The organism is Lelliottia sp. 7254-16 (assembly GCF_002922995.1).
GTDB lineage: Bacteria > Pseudomonadota > Gammaproteobacteria > Enterobacterales > Enterobacteriaceae > Enterobacter > Enterobacter jeotgali.
The window spans coordinates 211,235-233,091 of the sequence record NZ_PQVS01000006.1; the positions used below are offsets into that span (position 1 = coordinate 211,235).

19 protein-coding genes, 5 tRNA genes and 1 pseudogene are annotated in these 21,857 nt (G+C 54.8%); 20 read left to right on the plus strand and 5 right to left on the minus strand.

The genetic code is table 11. From position 1 onward, the window contains the following. The first annotated feature begins 108 nt into the window (after positions 1-108). The 19 genes from mltB to C3708_RS11170 all read left to right on the plus strand — a co-directional run bounded on the left by mltB (position 109) and on the right by C3708_RS11170 (position 14,794). A complete protein-coding gene (mltB, locus tag C3708_RS11080) occupies positions 109-1,209 on the plus strand; it encodes a lytic murein transglycosylase B (RefSeq protein WP_103949268.1) in 1,101 nt (366 codons plus the stop codon). A 297-nt stretch (positions 1,210-1,506) separates the two neighbouring features. Next, positions 1,507-2,160 carry a metal ABC transporter ATP-binding protein gene (locus tag C3708_RS11085; protein ID WP_103949269.1) on the plus strand — a complete coding sequence of 218 codons (654 nt, stop codon included), beginning with the start codon at positions 1,507-1,509 and terminating at the stop codon, positions 2,158-2,160. After that, positions 2,157-3,005 (plus strand): metal ABC transporter permease, encoded by an 849-nt coding sequence (locus C3708_RS11090; protein WP_103946536.1) that lies wholly within the window; start codon positions 2,157-2,159, stop codon positions 3,003-3,005. Before C3708_RS11085 ends, C3708_RS11090 begins: the two co-directional genes overlap by 4 nt. 14 nt (positions 3,006-3,019) lie before the next feature. After that, on the plus strand, positions 3,020-3,898 hold the full coding sequence (locus tag C3708_RS11095) for a metal ABC transporter substrate-binding protein (RefSeq protein ID WP_103949270.1): 879 nt from the start codon (positions 3,020-3,022) through the stop codon (positions 3,896-3,898). A 131-nt stretch (positions 3,899-4,029) separates the two neighbouring features. Beyond that, complete coding sequence (pncC, locus tag C3708_RS11100) at positions 4,030-4,527, plus strand: nicotinamide-nucleotide amidase (protein WP_103949281.1); 498 nt, start codon at positions 4,030-4,032, stop codon at positions 4,525-4,527. Positions 4,528-4,610: 83 nt separating this feature from the next. Next, complete coding sequence (gene recA, locus C3708_RS11105; RefSeq protein ID WP_095283036.1) at positions 4,611-5,669, plus strand: recombinase RecA; 1,059 nt, start codon at positions 4,611-4,613, stop codon at positions 5,667-5,669. A 67-nt stretch (positions 5,670-5,736) separates the two neighbouring features. Further along, positions 5,737-6,237, plus strand: coding sequence for a recombination regulator RecX (gene recX, locus C3708_RS11110; RefSeq protein ID WP_103949271.1), 501 nt, complete (start codon positions 5,737-5,739; stop codon positions 6,235-6,237). Positions 6,238-6,368: 131 nt separating this feature from the next. Continuing rightward, on the plus strand, positions 6,369-8,996 hold the full coding sequence (alaS, locus tag C3708_RS11115; protein ID WP_103946533.1) for an alanine--tRNA ligase: 2,628 nt from the start codon (positions 6,369-6,371) through the stop codon (positions 8,994-8,996). Between the two features lie 241 nt (positions 8,997-9,237). Beyond that, entirely contained in the window at positions 9,238-9,423 is a 186-nt protein-coding gene (gene csrA / locus C3708_RS11120) for a carbon storage regulator CsrA (protein WP_000906486.1), read from the plus strand. A 342-nt stretch (positions 9,424-9,765) separates the two neighbouring features. Next, positions 9,766-9,858: transfer RNA gene (locus tag C3708_RS11125), tRNA-Ser, on the plus strand. Positions 9,859-9,862: 4 nt separating this feature from the next. Next, positions 9,863-9,939 (plus strand) — tRNA-Arg (locus C3708_RS11130). A 64-nt stretch (positions 9,940-10,003) separates the two neighbouring features. Then, a tRNA-Arg gene (locus C3708_RS11135) sits at positions 10,004-10,080 on the plus strand. 196 nt (positions 10,081-10,276) lie between these two features. Continuing rightward, a tRNA-Arg gene (locus C3708_RS11140) sits at positions 10,277-10,353 on the plus strand. Positions 10,354-10,407: 54 nt separating this feature from the next. Next, a tRNA-Arg gene (locus C3708_RS11145) sits at positions 10,408-10,484 on the plus strand. 126 nt (positions 10,485-10,610) lie between these two features. Continuing rightward, positions 10,611-11,177, plus strand: coding sequence for a fructose-1-phosphate/6-phosphogluconate phosphatase (yqaB, locus tag C3708_RS11150; RefSeq protein ID WP_095283033.1), 567 nt, complete (start codon positions 10,611-10,613; stop codon positions 11,175-11,177). Continuing rightward, on the plus strand, positions 11,174-11,602 hold the full coding sequence (locus C3708_RS11155) for a YqaA family protein (protein ID WP_095283032.1): 429 nt from the start codon (positions 11,174-11,176) through the stop codon (positions 11,600-11,602). The genes yqaB and C3708_RS11155 overlap by 4 nt, the downstream gene beginning before the upstream one ends. A gap of 85 nt (positions 11,603-11,687) precedes the next feature. Further along, positions 11,688-13,232: a glutamate--cysteine ligase gene (gene gshA, locus C3708_RS11160; RefSeq protein ID WP_103949282.1), complete on the plus strand. Its 1,545-nt coding sequence runs from the start codon at positions 11,688-11,690 to the stop codon at positions 13,230-13,232. A 152-nt stretch (positions 13,233-13,384) separates the two neighbouring features. Further along, a complete protein-coding gene (luxS, locus tag C3708_RS11165) occupies positions 13,385-13,900 on the plus strand; it encodes an S-ribosylhomocysteine lyase (RefSeq protein ID WP_095283031.1) in 516 nt (171 codons plus the stop codon). 129 nt (positions 13,901-14,029) lie between these two features. Next, positions 14,030-14,794 carry a helix-turn-helix domain-containing protein gene (locus C3708_RS11170; RefSeq protein ID WP_103949272.1) on the plus strand — a complete coding sequence of 255 codons (765 nt, stop codon included), beginning with the start codon at positions 14,030-14,032 and terminating at the stop codon, positions 14,792-14,794. Here the strand turns inward: C3708_RS11170 and leuA are convergent. The 5 genes from leuA to C3708_RS11195 form a co-directional block, all read right to left on the minus strand. After that, positions 14,791-16,440 carry a 2-isopropylmalate synthase gene (gene leuA, locus C3708_RS11175; RefSeq protein WP_103949273.1) on the minus strand — a complete coding sequence of 550 codons (1,650 nt, stop codon included), beginning with the start codon at positions 16,438-16,440 and terminating at the stop codon, positions 14,791-14,793. The genes C3708_RS11170 and leuA overlap by 4 nt on opposite strands. A 102-nt stretch (positions 16,441-16,542) precedes the next feature. After that, the gene (gene emrB / locus C3708_RS11180) at positions 16,543-18,081 is read right to left on the minus strand and encodes a multidrug efflux MFS transporter permease subunit EmrB (RefSeq protein ID WP_095283028.1); all 1,539 of its coding nucleotides are present in this window, start codon (positions 18,079-18,081) and stop codon (positions 16,543-16,545) included. Positions 18,082-18,097: 16 nt separating this feature from the next. Continuing rightward, on the minus strand, positions 18,098-19,273 hold the full coding sequence (emrA, locus tag C3708_RS11185; protein WP_095283027.1) for a multidrug efflux MFS transporter periplasmic adaptor subunit EmrA: 1,176 nt from the start codon (positions 19,271-19,273) through the stop codon (positions 18,098-18,100). A gap of 127 nt (positions 19,274-19,400) precedes the next feature. Continuing rightward, positions 19,401-19,931 carry a transcriptional repressor MprA gene (gene mprA, locus C3708_RS11190; protein WP_095283025.1) on the minus strand — a complete coding sequence of 177 codons (531 nt, stop codon included), beginning with the start codon at positions 19,929-19,931 and terminating at the stop codon, positions 19,401-19,403. Positions 19,932-20,312: 381 nt separating this feature from the next. Next, positions 20,313-21,497 (minus strand): MFS transporter, encoded by a 1,185-nt coding sequence (locus C3708_RS11195; RefSeq protein WP_095283024.1) that lies wholly within the window; start codon positions 21,495-21,497, stop codon positions 20,313-20,315. A gap of 232 nt (positions 21,498-21,729) precedes the next feature. Here C3708_RS11195 and C3708_RS11200 point away from each other — a divergent pair. After that, positions 21,730-21,857: pseudogene (locus tag C3708_RS11200) on the plus strand (IS481 family transposase); the annotation flags it as partial.

Here is a 21,857-nt window from a genome sequence, read left to right on the forward strand (position 1 = left end):
CCCTGGAAGTTGAAAGATTGACTCCCCTTCGTCTGAACCGCTTCCTTGAGGCATTGGGGATGCTTTACCATACTTGCCACTTATCGAATTCGTTTAAATGGATGTCTCATGGTCAAGCGTCGTTACGCAGCGCTCTTACCCGCGCTGATTATGCTTGCTGCCTGTAGCAGCAAACCGAAAACAGAGGAAGTTCAACAGACGGCTGGCACCCCTTCGGGTGGTTTTCTTCTTGAGCCGCAGCACAACATGATGCAGATGGGCGGTGATTTTGCTAATAACGCGGTCGCCGAGCAGTTCATCGATAAGATGGTGAACAAACATGGTTTTAACAAACAGCAGCTGCACGAGATTCTGTCTCAGGCGAAACGTCTGGACTACGTGCTGCGTCTGATGGACCGCCAGGCGCCGACTGCGCAGGTGCCGACTGGGCCAAACGGGGCGTGGCTGCGCTATCGCAAACAGTTCATCACCCCGGATAATGTGCAAAACGGCGTGGCGTTCTGGAATCAGTATGAAGATGCGCTGACGCGCGCATGGCAGGTTTATGGTGTGCCGCCTGAAATTATCGTCGGGATTATCGGTGTCGAAACCCGCTGGGGCCGCGTGATGGGCAAAACCCGCATTCTGGATGCGCTGGCGACGCTCTCCTTTAACTATCCACGTCGTGCGGAATATTTCCAGTCTGAGCTGGAAACCTTCCTGCTGATGGCGCGTAACGAACAAGACGATCCGCTGGATCTGAAAGGCTCCTTTGCGGGCGCGATGGGCTACGGCCAGTTTATGCCGTCCTCCTATAAAGAGTACGCTGTCGACTTTAACGGCGACGGGCACATTAACCTGTGGGACCCGGTGGATGCCATCGGTAGCGTGGCGAACTACTTTAAAGCGCACGGCTGGGTGAAGGGCGATCCGGTGGCGGTGCAGGCGAACGGCCAGGCACCAGGGCTGGAGAATGGCTTCAAAACCAACTACAGCGTGTCGCAGCTGGCGGCGGCAGGTTTAACGCCGATGCAGCCGTTGGGCAATCATCAGACCGCCAGCCTGCTGCGTCTGGATATCGGCACCGGCTATCAGTACTGGTACGGTCTGCCGAACTTCTACACCATCACTCGTTATAACCACAGCACGCATTACGCGATGGCGGTGTGGCAGCTTGGTCAGGCGGTCTCGCTGGCGCGCGTTCCGGGGACTTCACCGTTTAGTCAGTAGTTTACGTTGAGTTTGCCGGGCGGCGCTGCGCTTGCCCGGCCTACAAAAATCCGCGAACGTAGGCCGGGTAAGGCGTAGCCGCTACCCGGCAATTTCCTCCGACAGAAACATTTCGCCACACTCCCATTTTTTGATTCGCGTTTACATCCGCATTGCATTTGATTATTGTTATGTTATAACATTTATCAGTGGTGCAACGATGTCTCTCTTTTCTCTTTCCGCACTCAACCGCCTGTGGCTGGCGGCCATTCTGATTGTGCTCATTGGCCTGGCGGTGCGCTGGGCGGTGGTTCTTCCATGATTGAACTGCAAAACCTGGTGGCGGGCTATGACCGCCAGCCGGTGACTCAGGCGCTAAATGGCATCATTGAACGCGGCAGCATGACGGCGATTATTGGGGCCAACGGCTGCGGAAAATCGACGCTGCTCAAAACCCTGGCGGGGTTTATTCCACCGGTCAGCGGGAAATTTCGCTGGCGTGAAAAACGCCCGACGATCGGCTGGCTGGCGCAGCGTCACTCCCTTGAAGCGCAATTTCCGTTGACCGTGCATGACGTAGTGAGCATGGGCTGCTGGCCGAAAATTTCCCTGCTGGCGGCGTATCGTCGCGAAACCCGGCTGAGGATCGCTGAAGCGCTTGAACGCGTCGGTCTGGAATCCCTGGCGAACTCCACCATTGACGAGCTTTCTGGCGGCCAGTTTCAGCGCATGCTGTTCGCGCGAGTGCTGGTGCAGAATGCGCCGCTGGTGATGCTGGACGAGCCTTTTACCGGCGTCGATGAAACCACCTGTAATGTGCTGATGGAATTAATGCTGGATATGTATTTGAACGGGCAGACGGTGCTGGCGGTGTTGCACGACAGCGAACGCGTATCGCGCCATTTCCCGCAGACATTACGTCTCGATACGGCGACGCCTCATTGGGGCACGGAGCGGGTGAGAGTCGCATGATCTGGCATATTTTCTTCCAGCCGTTCATCGAATACGGCTTTATGCGCCGCGCGCTGGTGGTATGCCTGGCGCTCTCCGTCAGCACCACAGTGCTCGGCGTTTTCTTACTGCTCAGACGCATGAGCCTGATGGGCGATGCGCTCTCCCACGCCATTTTACCCGGTGTAGCGGTGGGATATCTGGTCAGCGGAATGTCGTTGCTGGCGATGAGTATTGGCGGATTTATCGCCGGGATCGTCGTGGCGCTGGTGGCGGGGTTAGTCAGTCGACGCACGCCCCTGAAAGAGGATGCCAGTTTCGCCGGGTTGTATCTGGGCTCGCTGGCGTTGGGGGTTACGCTGGTTTCCCTGCGCGGGTCGAATGTCGATCTGTTGCATCTGCTTTTTGGCTCTATTCTGGCGGTCGATAACGACGCGGCGCTATTCGTAGCGGGCGTGTGCGGCCTGACCTTAATGATGCTGGCGCTTTTTTACCGAGGGCTGGTCACGGAGGCCTTTGATACCGCGTGGTTGCAGGTCAATGCGCGCAGGCTACCCGCAGTGCTGCACGGTTTGTTCTTGTCATTGTTGGTGCTGAACCTGGTCGCCGGGTTCCAGGTGCTCGGCACGCTGATGGCGGTAGGGCTGATGATGCTGCCCGCGGTGGCTGCCCGCTGCTGGATGCGCACCTTACCGGGATTACTGTTAATGGCAGGCATCAGCGGCGTGTTTTGTGCCTGGCTCGGATTGAGCCTCTCCTGGGCGGCAAGCCTGCCTGCCGGGCCTTCGATCGTGCTGACCGCCAGCGTGTGGTTCTTTATTTCGGTTTTATGTGGCTCGCGCAGCAGGCTGCGTGCGCTTTTTTAACGCAAGGGGAAATGATGAAAAAGACAGGAATAATGATGGCGTTCGCGCTGGGGCTGATGTCACAGGGTGCGCTGGCGAAAACGCTGAACGTGGTAACCAGTTTTTCTATTCTGGGCGATATCACGCAAGAGGTTGGCGGCGACCATGTGAAGGTCACCACGCTGGTGGGGCCGGACGGCGATCCGCATACCTTTGAGCCGTCGCCAAAAGACAGCGCCGCATTAAGTAAAGCGGATGTGGTGGTGGTGAACGGACTCGGGCTGGAAGGGTGGCTGGATCGCCTGGTGAAAGCCTCGGGCTTTAAAGGCACGCTGGTGGTGGCATCAGCCGGAGTCAAAACCCATACCCTGGAGGAAGACGGGAAAACTGTCACCGATCCGCACGCCTGGAACAGCGCCGGCAATGGTGCCCTGTATGCGCAAAATATTCTGGCGGGGCTGGTCAAGGCTGACCCGCAAGAGAAAGCAGCGCTGGAGGCCACGGGCAAACCTTATATTGCACAGCTGACACAGCTCGACGGCTGGGCGAAATCGCGCTTCAGTTCTATCCCGCAGGAGAAACGCAAAGTGCTCACCAGCCATGACGCCTTCGGCTATTTCAGCCGTGCCTACGGCGTGACTTTTATGGCGCCGCAAGGGCTGTCATCCGAGAGCGAGGCCAGCGCCGCGCAGGTGGCTGAAATTATCAACCAGATTAAGGCCGATGGCGTCAAAAGCTGGTTTATGGAAAACCAGCTCGATCCGCGACTGGTGAAGCAAATTGCCAGTGCGACGGGCGCGCAGCCGGGTGGTGAACTCTATCCCGAAGCGCTCTCCGCTAAAGGCGGTGTCGCGGACACCTACGTGAAAGCCTTTCGCCACAACGTAAATACCCTCGCCGACAGCATGAAATAATCCTCTTTTAAAGCCGATGCGCCCGCGTCGGCTTTTTTCTGAAGCCTCCTCGTAAAACCGGAACCTCATCCCCATATCCCATGAGAAAGTGCTATCTTGTCCTGCATGTTTTTCAGGAGCCTAAAGCGATGATGACTGACCATGAATTGATGCAGCTGAGCGAAGTTGTCGGGCTGGCGTTAAAGCAGCGCGGCGCGACCTTAACGACGGCCGAATCCTGCACCGGCGGCTGGGTGGCAAAAGTGATAACGGACATTGCGGGGAGCTCCGCCTGGTTCGAGCGCAGTTTTGTGACGTACAGTAACGAAGCCAAAGCGCAGATGATTGGCGTACGTGAATCGACACTCGAACAGCACGGCGCGGTCAGTGAGCCGGTGGTGGTGGAGATGGCGATAGGCGCGCTCAAAGCCGCGCGCGCAGATTACGCGATCGCCATCAGCGGAATCGCCGGGCCGGATGGCGGCAGCGATGTTAAACCGGTCGGTACCGTCTGGTTTGGTTTTGCGACCTCACAGGGGCAGGGCGTCACCTTCCGCGAATGCTTCAGCGGTGGCCGCGAAAGCGTGCGCCGACAGGCGACGGAATATGCGTTAAAAACGCTCTGGCAACAATTTCTACAAAACACTTGATACTGTATGACCATACAGTATAATCGCATCAACAGAACAGAATTCACTATCCGGCGCAGTTCCCCGGTATGACAGGAGTAATAATGGCTATCGACGAAAACAAACAGAAAGCGTTGGCGGCAGCACTCGGCCAGATTGAAAAGCAATTTGGTAAAGGCTCCATCATGCGCCTGGGTGAAGACCGTTCCATGGATGTGGAAACCATCTCCACCGGTTCGCTTTCTTTGGATATCGCGTTGGGTGCAGGCGGTCTGCCAATGGGCCGTATCGTAGAAATCTACGGGCCGGAATCCTCTGGTAAAACGACTCTGACGCTGCAGGTGATTGCTGCCGCACAGCGTGAAGGTAAAACCTGTGCGTTCATCGACGCTGAACACGCGCTGGACCCTGTCTATGCCCGTAAACTGGGTGTCGATATCGACAACCTCCTGTGTTCTCAGCCAGATACCGGTGAGCAGGCGCTGGAAATCTGTGACGCGCTGGCGCGTTCAGGTGCGGTAGACGTTCTCGTGGTCGACTCCGTTGCGGCGCTGACGCCAAAAGCGGAAATCGAAGGCGAAATCGGTGACTCTCACATGGGCCTCGCGGCACGTATGATGAGCCAGGCGATGCGTAAGCTGGCTGGTAACCTGAAACAATCTAATACTCTTCTCATTTTCATCAACCAGATCCGTATGAAGATTGGTGTGATGTTCGGTAACCCGGAAACCACCACCGGCGGTAACGCACTGAAGTTCTACGCTTCTGTTCGTCTGGATATCCGTCGCATCGGCGCAGTGAAAGACGGCGATAATGTCATCGGTAGCGAAACCCGCGTGAAGGTTGTGAAGAATAAAATTGCCGCACCGTTCAAACAGGCTGAATTCCAGATCCTCTACGGTGAAGGCATCAACTTCTTCGGCGAGCTGGTTGACCTCGGCGTGAAAGAGAAGTTGATTGAAAAAGCAGGCGCCTGGTACAGCTACAACGGCGACAAAATTGGTCAGGGTAAAGCGAACGCTATTTCCTGGCTGAAAGAAAACCCAGCTGCAGCGAAAGAAATTGAGAAGAAAGTGCGTGAACTGCTTCTCAGCAATCAGGATTCAAAACCTGACTTCGTTGTAGATGCTGCTGATGTTGAAGAAACCAAAGAAGATTTCTAATTCCGTCTTCTAAAATCAAGGGCTGCGATTGCGGCCCTTTTTGCATTTGTAAAACAGCAGGTTTGTTATGAGCGAAAATACCCCGCGTCGCCCTGCCTACGCGCGTTTACTGGATCGCGCGGTGCGCATTCTGGTGGTGCGCGACCACAGCGAACAGGAGCTACGGCGTAAACTCGCCGCGCCCGTGATGGGTAAAAACGGGCCAGAAGCGATTGACGCAACGGCGGAAGATTACGACCGCGTCGTGGCCTGGTGCTACGAATATCACTATCTCGACGATAGCCGTTTTGTGACCCGCTTTATCGCCAGCCGTAGCCGCAAAGGTTATGGCCCGGCGCGCATTCGCCAGGAGCTAAACCAAAAAGGCATCGCCCGTGAGGCTACCGAACAGGCGATGCGGGAATGTGAAATTGACTGGTGCGAACTGGCACGTGACCAGGCAATTCGGAAATACGGCGAACCTTTGCCGCGTGAATTTTCGGAAAAAGTCAAAATCCAGCGATTTTTGTTGTACCGCGGCTTCCTGATGGAAGATATTCAGGACATATGGCGTAATTTTGCTGATTGACCGCATGCGGGATTTTACTTCCCTTGCAAGAAAACTTATCTTATTCCCACTTTTTCAAGTCGCGAGTCCGTCCAGGTATTAACCGGTACTGGCTGGCGACGACATTTCGTTAGCTTGATTTCAGGATAATTATGAGCAAGAGCACCGCTGAGATCCGTCAGGCGTTTCTCGACTTTTTCCATAGTAAGGGACACCAGGTTGTTGCCAGCAGCTCCCTGGTACCAAACAATGACCCGACTCTTCTGTTTACCAACGCCGGGATGAACCAGTTCAAGGATGTATTCCTTGGTCTCGACAAGCGTAATTATTCCCGCGCTACAACGTCACAGCGTTGCGTGCGTGCGGGCGGTAAACACAACGATCTGGAAAACGTCGGCTACACCGCACGTCACCATACTTTCTTCGAGATGCTGGGCAACTTCAGCTTCGGCGACTACTTCAAACACGATGCTATCCAGTTCGCGTGGGAATTGCTGACCGGTGAAAACTGGTTCAACCTGCCGAAAGAGCGTCTGTGGGTTACTGTGTACGAAACCGATGATGAAGCTTACGAAATCTGGGAAAAAGAAGTCGGTATCCCACGTGAGCGCATTATCCGCATCGGCGACAACAAAGGCGCGCCTTATGCGTCTGACAACTTCTGGCAGATGGGCGACACAGGTCCTTGCGGTCCTTGTACCGAGATCTTCTACGATCACGGTGACCACATTTGGGGCGGACCTCCGGGCACGGCAGAAGAAGATGGCGATCGCTACATTGAGATCTGGAACATCGTCTTCATGCAGTTCAACCGTCAGATTGACGGCACTATGGAGCCGCTGCCTAAGCCGTCCGTAGATACCGGTATGGGTCTGGAGCGTATCGCGGCTGTTCTGCAGCACGTCAACTCCAACTACGACATCGATCTGTTCAGCACCCTGATTAAATCCGTGGCTGAAGTGACCGGTGCAACCGATCTGAGCAACAAATCTCTGCGCGTTATCGCGGACCATATTCGCTCTTGTGCGTTCCTGATTGCTGACGGCGTGACCCCTTCGAATGAAAACCGTGGCTACGTGCTGCGCCGTATCATTCGTCGTGCTGTCCGTCACGGCAACATGCTGGGCGCGAAAGATACCTTCTTCTATAAGCTGGTGGGGCCACTGGTTGGCGTCATGGGTGCAGCGGGCGATGAACTGAAACGCCAGCAGGCGCTGGTCGAGCAGGTTCTGAAAACCGAAGAAGAGCAGTTTGCGCGTACTCTTGAGCGCGGTCTGGCTCTGCTCGATGAAGAGCTGTCCAAACTGACCGGCGATACGCTGGACGGCGACACCGCTTTCCGCCTGTATGACACTTACGGTTTCCCGGTTGACCTGACTGCAGACGTTTGCCGCGAGCGCAATATCAAAGTCGACGAAGCGGGCTTTGAAGCTGCAATGGAAGAACAGCGCCGTCGTGCGCGTGAGTCCAGCGGTTTTGGCGCAGATTACAACGCGATGATCCGCGTGGATAGCGCGTCTGAATTCCAGGGTTACGACCATCTGGAACTGACCGGTAACGTGACCGCACTGTTTGTTGACGGTAAAGCCGTAGACAGCATCAGCGCTGGTCAGGAAGCGGTTGTCGTTCTGGACAAAACGCCGTTCTACGCGGAATCTGGCGGCCAGGTGGGCGATAAAGGCGAGCTGAAAGGCAGCGATTTTGCTTTCACCGTGACTGACACCCAGAAATACGGCCAGGCTATTGGTCATGTCGGCAAACTGGCTTCAGGTTCCCTGAAAGTCGGCGCGGGCGTGAAAGCCGAAGTTGATGAAGCTCGCCGTGCGCGCATTCGTCTGAACCACTCCGCAACGCACCTGATGCATGCCGCCCTGCGCGATGTGCTGGGGACGCACGTTGCCCAGAAAGGTTCTCTGGTGAATGACAAAGTGCTGCGCTTTGACTTCTCCCATTTCGAAGCAATGAAACCGTCCGAAATCCGTGCGGTTGAAGACATGGTCAACGCCCAAATTCGTCGCAACCTGCCAATCGAGACCCACATCATGGATCTCGAAGCGGCAAAAGCCAAAGGTGCGATGGCACTGTTTGGCGAGAAGTACGACGAACGTGTTCGCGTGTTGAGCATGGGTGATTTCTCTACTGAACTGTGCGGCGGTACTCACGCCTCGCGTACGGGTGATATCGGCCTGTTCCGTATTCTGTCTGAATCAGGTACCGCGGCCGGTGTGCGTCGTATTGAAGCTGTGACCGGCGAAGGTGCGATTGCCAGCCTGCACGCTGCAAGCGATCAGTTGCACGACATTGCTCAGCTGTTGAAGGGCGACAGCCACAACCTGGGCGAGAAAGTGCGCAGCGCGCTGGAACGTACTCGTCAGCTGGAAAAAGAGCTGCAGCAGCTCAAAGAGCAGGCGGCAGTGCAGGAGAGTGCAAACCTCTCCAGCAAAGCGGTTGATATTAAAGGTGTTAAACTGCTGGTCAGCGAACTGGCAGGGGTAGAGCCTAAGATGCTTCGTACCATGGTTGATGATCTCAAGAACCAGCTCGGTTCAACGGTTATCGTTCTGGCGACAGCGTTTGAAGGTAAGGTTTCTCTGATTGCGGGCGTCTCTAAGGATGTGACTGACCGTGTGAAAGCAGGGGAGCTGATTGGTATGGTCGCCCAGCAGGTGGGTGGCAAAGGTGGTGGACGTCCGGACATGGCGCAAGCCGGTGGTACAGACGTGGCAGCACTTCCAGCCGCTTTAGCTAGTGTTGAAAGCTGGGTAAACGCTAAACTGTAATAATTACAAAGCGTAAACAGACGCCATAACCTCAACGTTATGGCGTACTTTTCACTACGCTATCGCTAACGATAAAGTCAGGTTGAGTTTGTGTATATCGGCTAAACTTACGTTTAACAGAATGTGATGCCGTGACTGCTTACACATTACGTGTTTGTCATCGCTTACTTTTTGGCGTTATATGATGGATAATGCCGGGATACAAGAGACCCGACTCTTTTAATCTTTCAAGGAGCAAAGAATGCTGATTCTGACTCGTCGAGTTGGTGAGACCCTCATGATTGGGGATGAGGTCACCGTGACAGTTTTAGGGGTGAAGGGTAACCAGGTACGTATTGGTGTGAACGCCCCTAAAGAAGTCTCTGTCCATCGTGAAGAGATCTACCAGCGTATCCAGGCTGAAAAATCCCAGCAGTCCAGTTACTGATATTATCGCGTCTCGCCGCCCGGCGAGACGCAACCCTCTCGCTATTCTTCCTGCATAAAGTTACCGTTCGATTTCATTCCTTCTGTTTTTTGTCACTCTCTAAACCTTATCTCGCCCAAACTCCGCAATTTTCCCTGAGGATTTCTGTGCGGATGGCTGCAAAATCCGTTTATAAAACACCCTCTTTGCAGCTTTTACATGCGAATTGAGTGTGATTTGTGCAAACGAAAAAAGGTTGTGGAAAATTGTTTGACTTATAAGTCCCAGAAAGTAATATATGCGCCACGCAGCGACGAGAAGCTCTTAACGAGTAACTCGAAGCACTCGAAAGAGGCGTTGTGTGGTGAGGTGGCCGAGAGGCTGAAGGCGCTCCCCTGCTAAGGGAGTATGCGGTCAAAAGCTGCATCCGGGGTTCGAATCCCCGCCTCACCGCCATTTTGCATCCGTAGCTCAGCTGGATAGAGTACTCGGCTACGAACCGAGCGGTCGGAGGTTCGAATCCTCCCGGATGCACCATCATTCTCAGTGTTGCGGCTTGTTGAGTGACATTGAATCAGCAGTAAAAGCAGTACCCCCTGATGCATCCGTAGCTCAGCTGGATAGAGTACTCGGCTACGAACCGAGCGGTCGGAGGTTCGAATCCTCCCGGATGCACCATCTTCTCCGAGATAACAGTAATACTGTTGTTTCAAGGTCTGCGAGATAATCGCGAGCACCAGGGAGGATAACGTTGCTTCAGCAACGGCCCGTAGGGCGAGGCGCAGCCGAGTAATCCTCCCGGATGCACCATCTATTACCTCGTATTGCTTTCGAAGTGATATGACGTATCAAGCAGTAAATAGTAAATCCCGATGCATCCGTAGCTCAGCTGGATAGAGTACTCGGCTACGAACCGAGCGGTCGGAGGTTCGAATCCTCCCGGATGCACCATATTCTCAGTGTTGCGGCTTGTTGAGCGACATTGAATCAGCAGTACCCCTTGATGCATCCGTAGCTCAGCTGGATAGAGTACTCGGCTACGAACCGAGCGGTCGGAGGTTCGAATCCTCCCGGATGCACCATTTCTTCTTAGTATTCCCCCCATAGTTCAATTACCCATCATCCTCTTTGTATTACAACCAGAATCAGCGACAAAAATCCTCGTTTACGATAAAGTAATATCTTGTTAATCGTTTGGCGAGAGCACGATGTACGCACAGTATGACGGTCTGATCTTCGACATGGATGGCACCATCCTGGATACCGAACCCACACATCGTAAAGCCTGGAATGACGTTCTTGGGCGTTATGGTATGACGTTCGACCTACAGGCGATGGTCGCGCTGAATGGCTCACCCACCTGGCGAATCGCTCAGGCAGTGATTGAACTGAACCACGCTGATCTCGATCCCCATTTGCTTGCCCGTGAAAAAACCGACGCTGTCAAAGCGATGCTGTTAGACACCGTAAACCCTTTACCGCTGATTGAGGTGGTCAAAGAGTGGCACGGTCGTCGTCCGATGTCAGTGGGCACAGGCAGTGAAAGCGCAGTAGCAGAAGCGTTGCTAAATCATTTGGGTCTACGCCACTATTTCTCTGCGGTTGTCGCCGCCGATCATGTTCAAAAACATAAACCGGCTCCGGACACCTTTCTGCTTTGTGCGGAACTGATGGGCGTCCCGGCGAACAAGTGCGTCGTTTTTGAAGATGCAGATTTCGGCATTCAGGCCGCACATGCAGCCGGAATGGACGCTGTGGATGTTCGCCTGCTGTGAGTGACCTGCTGTCACTTGCGTCTTTATTTGCCAGCAGTTTTTTAAGTGCCACACTTTTACCGGGTAATTCGGAAGTTGTGCTGGTCGCGATGCTGTTGTCTGGTGTCAGTCAGCCCTGGTTGTTGGTAGTAATAGCAACAATGGGTAATAGCCTTGGAGGGCTGACTAACGTTATTCTTGGGCGTTTCTTTCCGCTGCGTAAAACATCACGCTGGCAGGAAAAAGCAGCGGGCTGGCTTAAACGCTATGGCGCTGCGACGCTTTTATTAAGCTGGATGCCTGTTATAGGCGATTTGCTGTGTCTGCTGGCGGGATGGATGCGCATCTCCTGGGGGCCGGTGCTCTTTTTTTTATGCCTTGGCAAGGCGTTGCGCTATGTCCTCGTGGCACTTGCAACCCTACAGGGCATGACGTGGTGGCACTAATTGGTGGAATGAAAAAGCGACCTTCAATCGTCAACCATTACAATTTATGCTGGATAACTCTTATTTTGACAGGCGGGAGGTCAATTTGATCCCGGACGTATCACAGGCGCTGGCCTGGCTGGAAAAACATCCTCAGGCTCTGAAGGGGATTCAGCGTGGGCTTGAGCGCGAAACGCTGCGCGTAAACGAAGATGGCAGCCTGGCAACAACAGGCCATCCTGAAGCGTTAGGCTCTGCGCTGACACATAAATGGATCACAACCGATTTCGCCGAAGCGTTGCTGGAGTTCATTACGCCCGTCGATGGCGATATTGACCACATGCTGAAGCTGATGCGCGACGTTCACCGCTTTACCGCCCGCCAGCTGGGCGATGAGCGGATGTGGCCGCTGAGCATGCCTTGCTACATCGAGCAGGGGCAGGATATCGAGTTGGCGCAATACGGCACCTCGAATATTGGTCGCCTGAAAACGCTTTATCGCGAAGGGCTGAAAAACCGCTACGGCGCGCTGATGCAGACCATCTCCGGCGTGCACTACAACTTCTCGCTGCCGATGGCGTTCTGGCAGGCGAAGTGCGGCGAAACGGATAAAGAGTCGATCTCGGCGGGGTATTTCCGTCTGATCCGCAACTACTACCGTTTTGGCTGGGTGATCCCGTACCTGTTTGGTGCTTCGCCTGCGATTTGCTCCTCGTTCCTGCAGGGCAAACCGACCACGCTGCCGTTTGAGAAGACCGATTGCGGCATGTATTACCTGCCGTACGCCACCTCTCTGCGCCTGAGCGATCTCGGTTATACCAATAAGTCGCAAAGTAATCTCGGAATTACGTTTAACGAATTGCACGAATATGTGGCAGGCTTGAAGCGAGCGATCAAAACGCCGTCAGAAGAGTACGAGAAAATCGGCCTCGAAAAAGACGGTAAGCGCCTGCAGATCAACAGTAACGTGTTGCAGATTGAAAATGAGCTGTATGCGCCGATTCGCCCGAAACGCGTGACGCGCAGCGGTGAAGCTCCATCGGATGCGCTGGAGCGCGGCGGCATTGAGTACATTGAAGTGCGTTCGCTGGATATCAACCCGTTCTCGCCAATCGGCGTCGACGAGCAGCAGGTGCGTTTCCTGGACTTGTTTATGGTCTGGTGTGTGCTGGCGGATGCGCCTGAGATGAGTTCTGACGAACTGCTCTGTACGCGCACCAACTGGAATCGTGTGATTCTGGAAGGGCGCAAGCCTGGCCTGACGCTGGGTATTGGTTGCGAAACGGCGCAGTTCCCGCTGGCGAAAGTCGGCAAAGATCTGTTCCGCGATCTCAAACGTGTGGCGCAGACAATGGACAGCGTGTACGGCGGCGAGGACTATCAGAAGGTGTGCGATCAGCTGGTCGAATCGTTTGATAACCCAGAACTGACGTTCTCAGCGCGCATTCTGCGTTCTATGATTGATCAAGGTATCGGTGGAACCGGCCGTTCGCTTGCCGCGCAGTATCGCGACATGCTGTCGCAGGAGCCGCTGGAGGTTTTAAGCGAAGAGGATTTCGTGGCAGAGCGCGAGGCATCGGTGGTGCGTCAGCGTGAAGTGGAAGCTGCGGATACCGAGTCGTTTGATGAGTTTCTGGCGAAGAACGCCTGACAGAAAAGAAAAAGGCCACATCGCTGTGGCCAAAATATACATCTCTGAAATCAGGGATGATGATAACAAATGCGCGTCTTTCATATACTCAGACGCGCAGGGAAACAAAGAGTTCATTTTATTTTAAAAATAATCACTATCGGAGGTGACGTATGCCGTTATTAGATAGCTTCACAGTCGACCACACCCGTATGGAAGCACCTGCTGTCCGTGTTGCGAAGACCATGCATACCCCGCACGGCGACACAATCACCGTATTCGACCTGCGTTTCTGCGTGCCGAACAAAGAAGTGATGCCGGAAAAAGGCATTCACACCCTGGAGCACCTGTTCGCCGGTTTCATGCGCGATCATCTGAACGGTAACGGCGTGGAAATCATCGATATCTCCCCAATGGGCTGCCGTACCGGTTTCTACATGAGCCTGATTGGTCAGCCAGATGAAACGCGCGTGGCGGATGCCTGGAAAGCGGCAATGGCCGACGTACTGAAAGTGAAAGAGCAGAACCAGATCCCTGAGCTGAACGTCTACCAGTGCGGCACGTATCAGATGCACTCTCTGGAAGAAGCGCAGGAAATCGCGCGTCACATTATTGAGCGTGATGTCCGCGTGAACAGCAATGAAGAGCTGGCCCTGCCGAAAGAAACCCTGCAGGAACTGCACATCTAGCATGATGTCAGTGGAAGCCCGGTGGCGCTGCGCATACCGGGCCTACAACGGCTCGAAGCGTAGGCCGGGTAAGGCGCAGACGCCACCCGGCACAATCACTGCCCCGAACCCGCCATTCGGCGAAACACAATGACCACAACGTTAACCTTCTCCTTTGCCCATCGCCCCCTGGTTCCCTTCGCCCATGATTATAAAAATGGCGATAGCGAGCCGTGGCACCAGCACGACTGTGCCCAGCTGTTGCACAGCCTGAGCGGCGTGGTGCGCGTTGATACGGCGGCTGGATGCTGGGTGGTTCCGCCCGGACGCGGCGTATGGCTGCCCGCCGGGACGCAGCACGCGATACGCATTACCGGGAAGGTGGCAGCGCGAACGCTGTTTATCGATCCTCTGGCGCGTGCCGATCTCCCTGCGTCGTGCCAGATTGTGCAGATCTCATCCTTATTGCGCGAGCTGATCGTCAGCGCACTCGATCTTCCTGAATCTTATGCTCCCGGCAGTCGCGATGAGCGGATCTATGAACTGATCCTTGATGAAATCCGGGCCATGCCGGTGCTGCCGTTCTGTTTGCCTGAACCGGATACGGACGTACTGCGCAAATTGTGTCAGCAAATCCGCAGCGCTCCGGAACATCACTGGAGCAGCGCAGAAGCCGCCAACCTTACCAGCATGAGTGAACGCACCCTTAACCGCCACTTTCAGCAGCAAACCGGGCTGAGCTACGGGGAATGGACGCGACGGGCGCGTTTGCTGGAGGCGCTGATTCGTCTGGCGCAGGGCCAGCCGGTACTGCGTGTGGCTCTCGATCTGGGATACGGCAGCCACAGCGCTTTTAGCGCAATGTTTCGCCGGGTGATGGGCGTTTCACCCAGCGACTATTTCAAAGATTACTAGCCGACTGCGTTCAGCAGTGCCTGAAGCGAGGCGCGCGCCACGTCGTTATCAATGCCGACTCCCCAGCGGCTGCTGCCGTCCGGGAACAGACAGCGAATGTACGCCACTGACCGGCTATCGCTGCGCTCTCCGAGCGAATGTTCATGATAATCCTTAATCACAAACGGCGTGGTTACCCAGCGACTCATTCCGTTGGCGGCTGCCGATAACAGACCATTCCCCTGACCCACAAGCTGGCGCGTACCGCCATCGACGGCGACAATGGCCGTTAAGCGTAATTGTCCGTCCTGCTGACTTTCGCTTCGGTAGCTTTGCAGCGCAAAACGCGGTGTCGCCACAAGGCCGTAACGTGCCCGAAAAAGCTGCCAAAGGGCATTTTGCGTCATCTCTTTGCCGTGACTATCGGTCTCCTGCTGCACGTGCTGGCTAAAATCCTGCTGCAAGGCGCGGGGGAGTTTGAGTCCGTGATTTTGCTCGATAATCCATGCGCTGCCACTTTTTCCCGACTGGCTGTTTACCCGGATAACCGCTTCGTAGGAACAGCCGATATCCTGCGGATCGACGGGCAGATAGGGCATCTCCCAGCGTTCATCTGGTTTACGCGTATCAAAGCCTTTCTTAATGGCATCCTGATGAGATCCAGAAAAAGCGGTATACGCCAGACGTCCTGCCCACGGGTGGCGGGGATGAACGGGCAGCTGATTGCAGCTCTCCACCACTTCGACAACCTGCGTCATGTTGCTGAAATCCAGATCAGGACTCACGCCCTGGCTGTACAAATTCATTGCCAGCGTCACCAGACAGACATTCCCGGTGCGCTCACCGTTACCGAACAGGCAACCTTCCACGCGGTCTGCACCTGCCATCACCGCCAGTTCTGCACTGGCCACACCTGTGCCGCGATCGTTGTGCGGGTGAACGCTAATGCAGACGTCACGACGGCGACTAAAGTGGCGGCAAAAATACTCAATTTGATCGGCGTAGACGTTTGGCGTGCTGACTTCAACGGTGGCAGGTAAGTTAAGGATCATCGGCCTTTCCGCGCACGGCTGCCAGATGTCAGCGACCGCTTCGCAAATCTCAAGGGCAAATTCCGCTTCGGTAAAACAGAAGGTTTCCGGGGAGTATTCGTATTGCCAGCGTGTATCAGGATTTTCCTCGCACAGCCTGCGTATTTGGCGCGTTGAACGAACGGCCAGCTCGATAATTTGGGCTTTATCCATGCCAAACACCAGGCGTCTGAACAGCGGCGCGGTGGCGTTGTAGAGATGAACGGTTGCCTGTTTTGCCCCGCGCAAGGACTCAAAAGTACGCAGGATTAAATCTTCCCGCGCCTGAGTCAGCACCTGAATAGTGACGTCATCAGGAATGCGATTCTCTTCAATGAGCTGGCGAACAAAATTGAAATCGGTCTGCGAGGCAGACGGGAAGGCGACTTCAATCTCTTTAAAACCACAGCCGAGGAGTAAATCCCAGAACTGCAATTTGCGCGCACTGTCCATCGGTTCAGCCAGCGCCTGATTGCCATCGCGCAGATCGGTGGAAAGCCAGCGTGGAGCCTGGGTGATACGTTGATCCGGCCAGCGACGGTCGGGCAGGGGGAGAGGCGTAAAGGGTGCGTATTTTTGGGAAGGGTGTTTCAGCATGATGCGCTCCTGTTGTCTTTTCACTATCGTGAAGCGATTTCAGGAGCGCTGCTTTATCAGAACTGACATAAGCTGTAGAGAAATGGACAACTTTCCCAATCGTTAGTGGGCACCACCGCCACCGCCGCCCGCGCCGAATGGCGGTTTGGCAAACCATATCAAACCAAGCAACAGGATAAATATTCCTGCTGAAATCCAGAAAATCTCGTTGGCGGAGATAATCAGACCCTGATTGGTGATCTGCTGGGCAATCCAGCCCGATGCCTGCTGCTCTGTCATCCCCATGCCTTCGAGCTGGGAATACATCTGCTGGGCGTTCGGGTTGAAGGCATTCACCGATTCGGTCAACTGCGCATGGTGTAACGACTCACGGTTGGTCCACAGCGTCGTCGTAATGGACGTCCCGATTGAGCCTGCCAGCGTTCGGGTAAAGTTCGATAAGCTCGACGCCGCCGCCATGCGTTCAGGCGGTAAGCCCGACAGCGTGATGGTGGTCAGTGGCATAAAGAAGCACGCCACGGCAAAGCCCTGAATAAACTGTGGCCACGCGGACGCGCCAAAGTCCATCCCCGGTTCGAACGTATACGCACGCCAGTAGAAGCACACTGCATACATGATAAAGCTGAATGTGACCAGCCGTCGCATATCGAGTTTATGGGCAAAGCGACCAATAATCGGTGACAGCAACACCGGAATCAGACCGACTGGCGCAGACGCCAGGCCCGCCCAGGTTGCTGTGTAGCCGTATACCTCCTGCAACAGCTGCGGCAGCAGAACAATCGCGCCGAAATAGAGCATATAGGCGAGACTGATACACAGGCAGCCGATGGTGAAGTTTCGCGACTTAAACAGCGACAAATCGACTATCGGGTTATCGTCTGTCAGCTCCCAGACAATCAGGAAGCTGATCGCGACCACCGCGACAACGGTCAGGACGATGATCTCCTGCGAGGCAAACCAGTCCAGTTCTTTACCTCGGTCCAGCATGATCTGCAGACTACCGATACCCAGCACCAGCAGCGCCAGTCCCACGCCGTCGATACGGCGTTGTTCGGTTTTGGTTTCCCGACCGCGCAGCGATTGCAGCGTCATCAGTACCACTAACGCACCGATGGGCACGTTGATGAAGAATATCCAGCCCCAGTGGTAGTTATCGCTGATATACCCGCCGAGAATCGGCCCGCAAATCGGCGCAACGATCACCGTCATCGACCATAGCGCCAGGGCGATAGAACGCTTGGCTGGCGGATAGTTGTTCAGAAGCAAGCTCTGCGACAGTGGGATGAGTGGCCCGGCAACAATCCCCTGAATCACGCGGAAGAAGATCAGCATCGTCAGGCTGTTGGACATGCCGCACGCCCAGGAGGCGATGACGAACAACACCGTCGACCACATGAACAGTCGAACTTCCCCGACGCGTTTTGCCAGCCAGCCGGTAATCGGAATCGAGATCGCATTCGCAACCCCGAACGAGGTGATTACCCATGTCCCCTGGCTCAGCGATGAGCCAAGGTTACCGGCGATGGTGGGGATCGCCACGTTTGCGATGGTGGAGTCCAGCACCTGCATGAATGTCGCCAGCGACAACGCAATGGTCATAATGACCAGTTGCGCTCCCTCCAGCGGTTTTTGCTGTTGCATACCGCTCACCTTCGAATTAACCGGCGTTCGCTTTCACGATGTCGTCAATCAGCTTATTGACCGGATCAAGGTTGATTTCACGGGCATTACTTTCATAAGCCGGGTGGGTACGAACCTGATTCGCCAGCATCTGGCCTTCACGATCGGCAGTGTCCACGGTCACCAGCGTCGATAAACCGATGCGCAGTGGGTGATCCGTCAGCTGTTTGCCGTCCAGTTCGATACGCACAGGAAGACGCTGAACCACTTTGATCCAGTTGCCGGTGGCGTTCTGCGCTGGCAGGAGGGAGAACGCGCTGCCGGTACCCATATCCAGGCCGACCACTTTACCGGTGTACTTCACGTCGTCACCGTAAATATCACTGACGATGGTCGCGGTCTGGCCGATACGCATGTGGGCCAGCTGCGTCTCTTTGAAGTTCGCATCCACCCACAGATTGTTAGCCGGTACCACTGCCATCAGCGGTGTAGTCTGGCTAATTTGCGCGCCAGGCTGCACGGAGCGACGAGAAACATAGCCGGTCATCGGGCTAACAATCTTAGTACGTTGCAGGGCAAGCCATGCGTTACGGACTTCGGTTGCCGCTTGTTTGACGGCAGGCTGATCTTCCAGATTGGTACCCAGAATCATCGCCTGGTTCGCGTTGTACTGTTGAATCGCCACGTCGAGCTGCGCTTGCGCGCTGGCCACGGCGTCACGCGCGTGTTGCAATTCTTCACGGCCAATCAGATTGGCGGTGCCGAGCGGCACACGACGGTTAAGGTCGCTTTGCGCCTGCGCCAGAGCGGTTTTCTGCACATCGATGCTCGCCTGCAACTGCTTGCTGTTGATCATCGACTGGCGGGTTTGACGCACGCTTGAGGCCAGCTCAGTCTGTGCTTTTTCAAACGCCTGCTGCGCATCGGTCGGATCAAGCGTGACCAGCACATCCCCTTTTTGCACAAAGTCGGTATTGTCAGCCCAGACTTTCGTCACGCTGCCCGACACTTGCGCCATAATCTGAACCTGGTTCCCTGCCACGTATGCGTCATCGGTTTCTTCAATATGACGCAGTACTAAAAACCAATAAATCCCATATGCCACGGCAATAATAATAAAGAGCAAAGTCAGCAGCAGAAGGGCGCTTTTACGTTTGCCTTTCTTAGTGTTGACCGGTTGCTGCGGGGGAGTGTTCTCCGCATTTGCGCTCATTGTAGTTCTCCACGATCTTCTTATTTTCACATCGGCTGAGCCGACCTGTTGTCAGAAAGGCCAGCAGTATTACGTGCTGGCCTGTCCGTTATCTTTTTTAATCTGGATGGTTGAGCGTGTCGTCGCGTTAGCTCAGCGCCTCAAGAATGACGCCATCTTCATCCATCTGATCCAGACGGGTGAGAAGCTTGCGAGTGATGTGCTCTAACTGATCGCGTTCGGTCGTACTCAGGGCAGACCAAAGCTGATGCAGACAGTTGTGCTGAGGTGGCAGCACCCCACGCAGGAATTCATGACCTTTATCGGTCAGTTGCAGATGCAGGCAACGACGGTCGTTGTCGCTTTCACGGCGCTCAATCCAGCCGCGTTTTTCCAGCTCATCGGCGATACGGGTCGCGTTGGTACGGGATGAACCCAGGGCGCAGCTCAATTCAGAAGGCTGAATGCTGTGATCCTCCTGAGACTCCAGCGTAATCAACGCCATAAACAACGTCTCGTTAATCCCTTGAGCTTTCAGCATTTTATTGCGGTTATCCAGCAGCTTACCCTGCATGTGCATGCACAGACGGGTTAACAGGATTTCCTGATACGGGAAGTCCTCGTAACGACTGGCGCGAAATTTAAGCATTTGTTCAATGGGCGTAAACGAACTATCCATTTGGGTATGACCTCATTAATTACAGTCGATATAGTAACGACAGTGACAAATAATGTAAATGAATTATTTGTGCGGTTATATCCGCCAAGCTGATATCACTGTCAGAAAGTGCCGGGTGAATCCGTGACCCGGTGAGCACAGAAACGAGAGGGCTAACGCCCATGAAAGACGGGGTCGGGCGGGAGGAAACAGCATGAAGTTTCAAACAGGACGAAAATGTAGGCGATTTGAGTGGGGCGTGAGCAGCCACCAGGTCTGAACTATTCATGCGGTAATCTAATATGTCACCCACAGTAAAATTTCTGGGATAAATAATTACGCTCACCTTAACAGAGTGCGGAGCTCCTTAACACCCTAAGAAGCTCCATCATCATGTAAAGCTTACTGAATCGCTTCCTGAAGGTGATATCCGCGCCACCAGATCAGCAGGTTAATGGCGGCGACGACCGTACCGACCACACACACACCGGTCCAGCCCGCGTGCTGCCACGCCGATGCAGAGATCAGCGAACCCGCCGCACCGCCAATAAAGTAGCTGGTCATGTAACCTGCGGTCAGGCGGTTTCGCGCCTCGGGTTTCACGCGATAGATAACGGTCTGATTGGTGATATGCACGCCCTGAACCGTCAAGTCGAGGACCAGAATCCCGACAATCAGCGACAGCACGGAGATATGCCCGTACCAGATAGCCGCCCACGAAAGCAGTAGTAGAACCAATCCGGCGGAAGTTGTCAGATGCGATTTGCCTTTATCCGCCAGACCACCGGCAGGACGCGCGCCCAGCGCACCGGCCGCACCTGCCAGACCAAACAGGCCAATGACCCCTTCGGAATAGTTGAACGGCGGCGACGCCAGCAGAAAGGCCATCGAGGTCCACAAAATGCTGAAGTTGGCAAAGGTGAAACACCCCAGCAGGGCGCGAGTACGCAGGAGTTTATCCTGCGTGAACAGGCTAAAAACTGAGCCGAGAAGCTGAGGATAGTTAAGATGGTTTTCTTGCTTCACTTTTGGCAGGCCGCGCCACAGGGCAAACGCCATCACCACCATTAATACGCTGGCGACCCAGTAAACGGTGCGCCAGCCGCCGAGGCTGGCCAGCAGTCCGGCCACGGTTCGTGCCAGTAAAATCCCCAGCAGCAGGCCGCTCATGATGGTGCCCACCACTTTGCCGCGTTTTTCCGGGGCCGCGAGCGTGGCGGCCAGAGGGACGAGGATCTGCGCCACTACCGAGAACAATCCGGTGAGTGCCGTGCCGAGAATCATCATTCCCAGAGACTGGCTGGAAGCGGTGATCAACATACCACCGGCGGCCAGCAGCGTCATGATGACGATCAGCCTGCGGCGTTCGAACATATCGCCTAATGGCACCAGGAACAGCAGACCGGCGGCATAGCCCAACTGGGCGGCGGTTACGATGAAACCAGCGGAACTGGCCGAGAGTGAAAAGGCCCGAGCGATGGTGTCGAGCAACGGTTGTGCATAGTAGTTACTTGCCACCGCCAGGCCGGTTGCCACCGACATGAGCAGAATAAGTGCCGGGCTAAGCCCTTGAGAGTTTTTCGTCATGAGATTCGAGAACTGTGAGTTAAGTGATTATTTTTTCAGAAACCATCATAACGGATGAATGTGAATGTTGGGGATTTGTCGCGTGGTGGTTTGTGCGGTTTAGGGTTGGGAGGGTGAGATTGTGCGACCTGATGCCCTCACCCTAACCCTCTCCCTGTACGGTCCGGGGACATCATGAACACTTGTTCGGGGACATGGTAGACACTTACAACTAAGGCATACGAACCCGTTTTTGGAGTCGCTTATGCCCTGGGATGCGAGAGATACCATGTCATTACGTACCGAGTTTGTTCTGTTCGCCTCGCAAGACGGGGCGAACATCCGTTCTCTTTGCCGTCACTACGGCATTTCGCCCGCTAC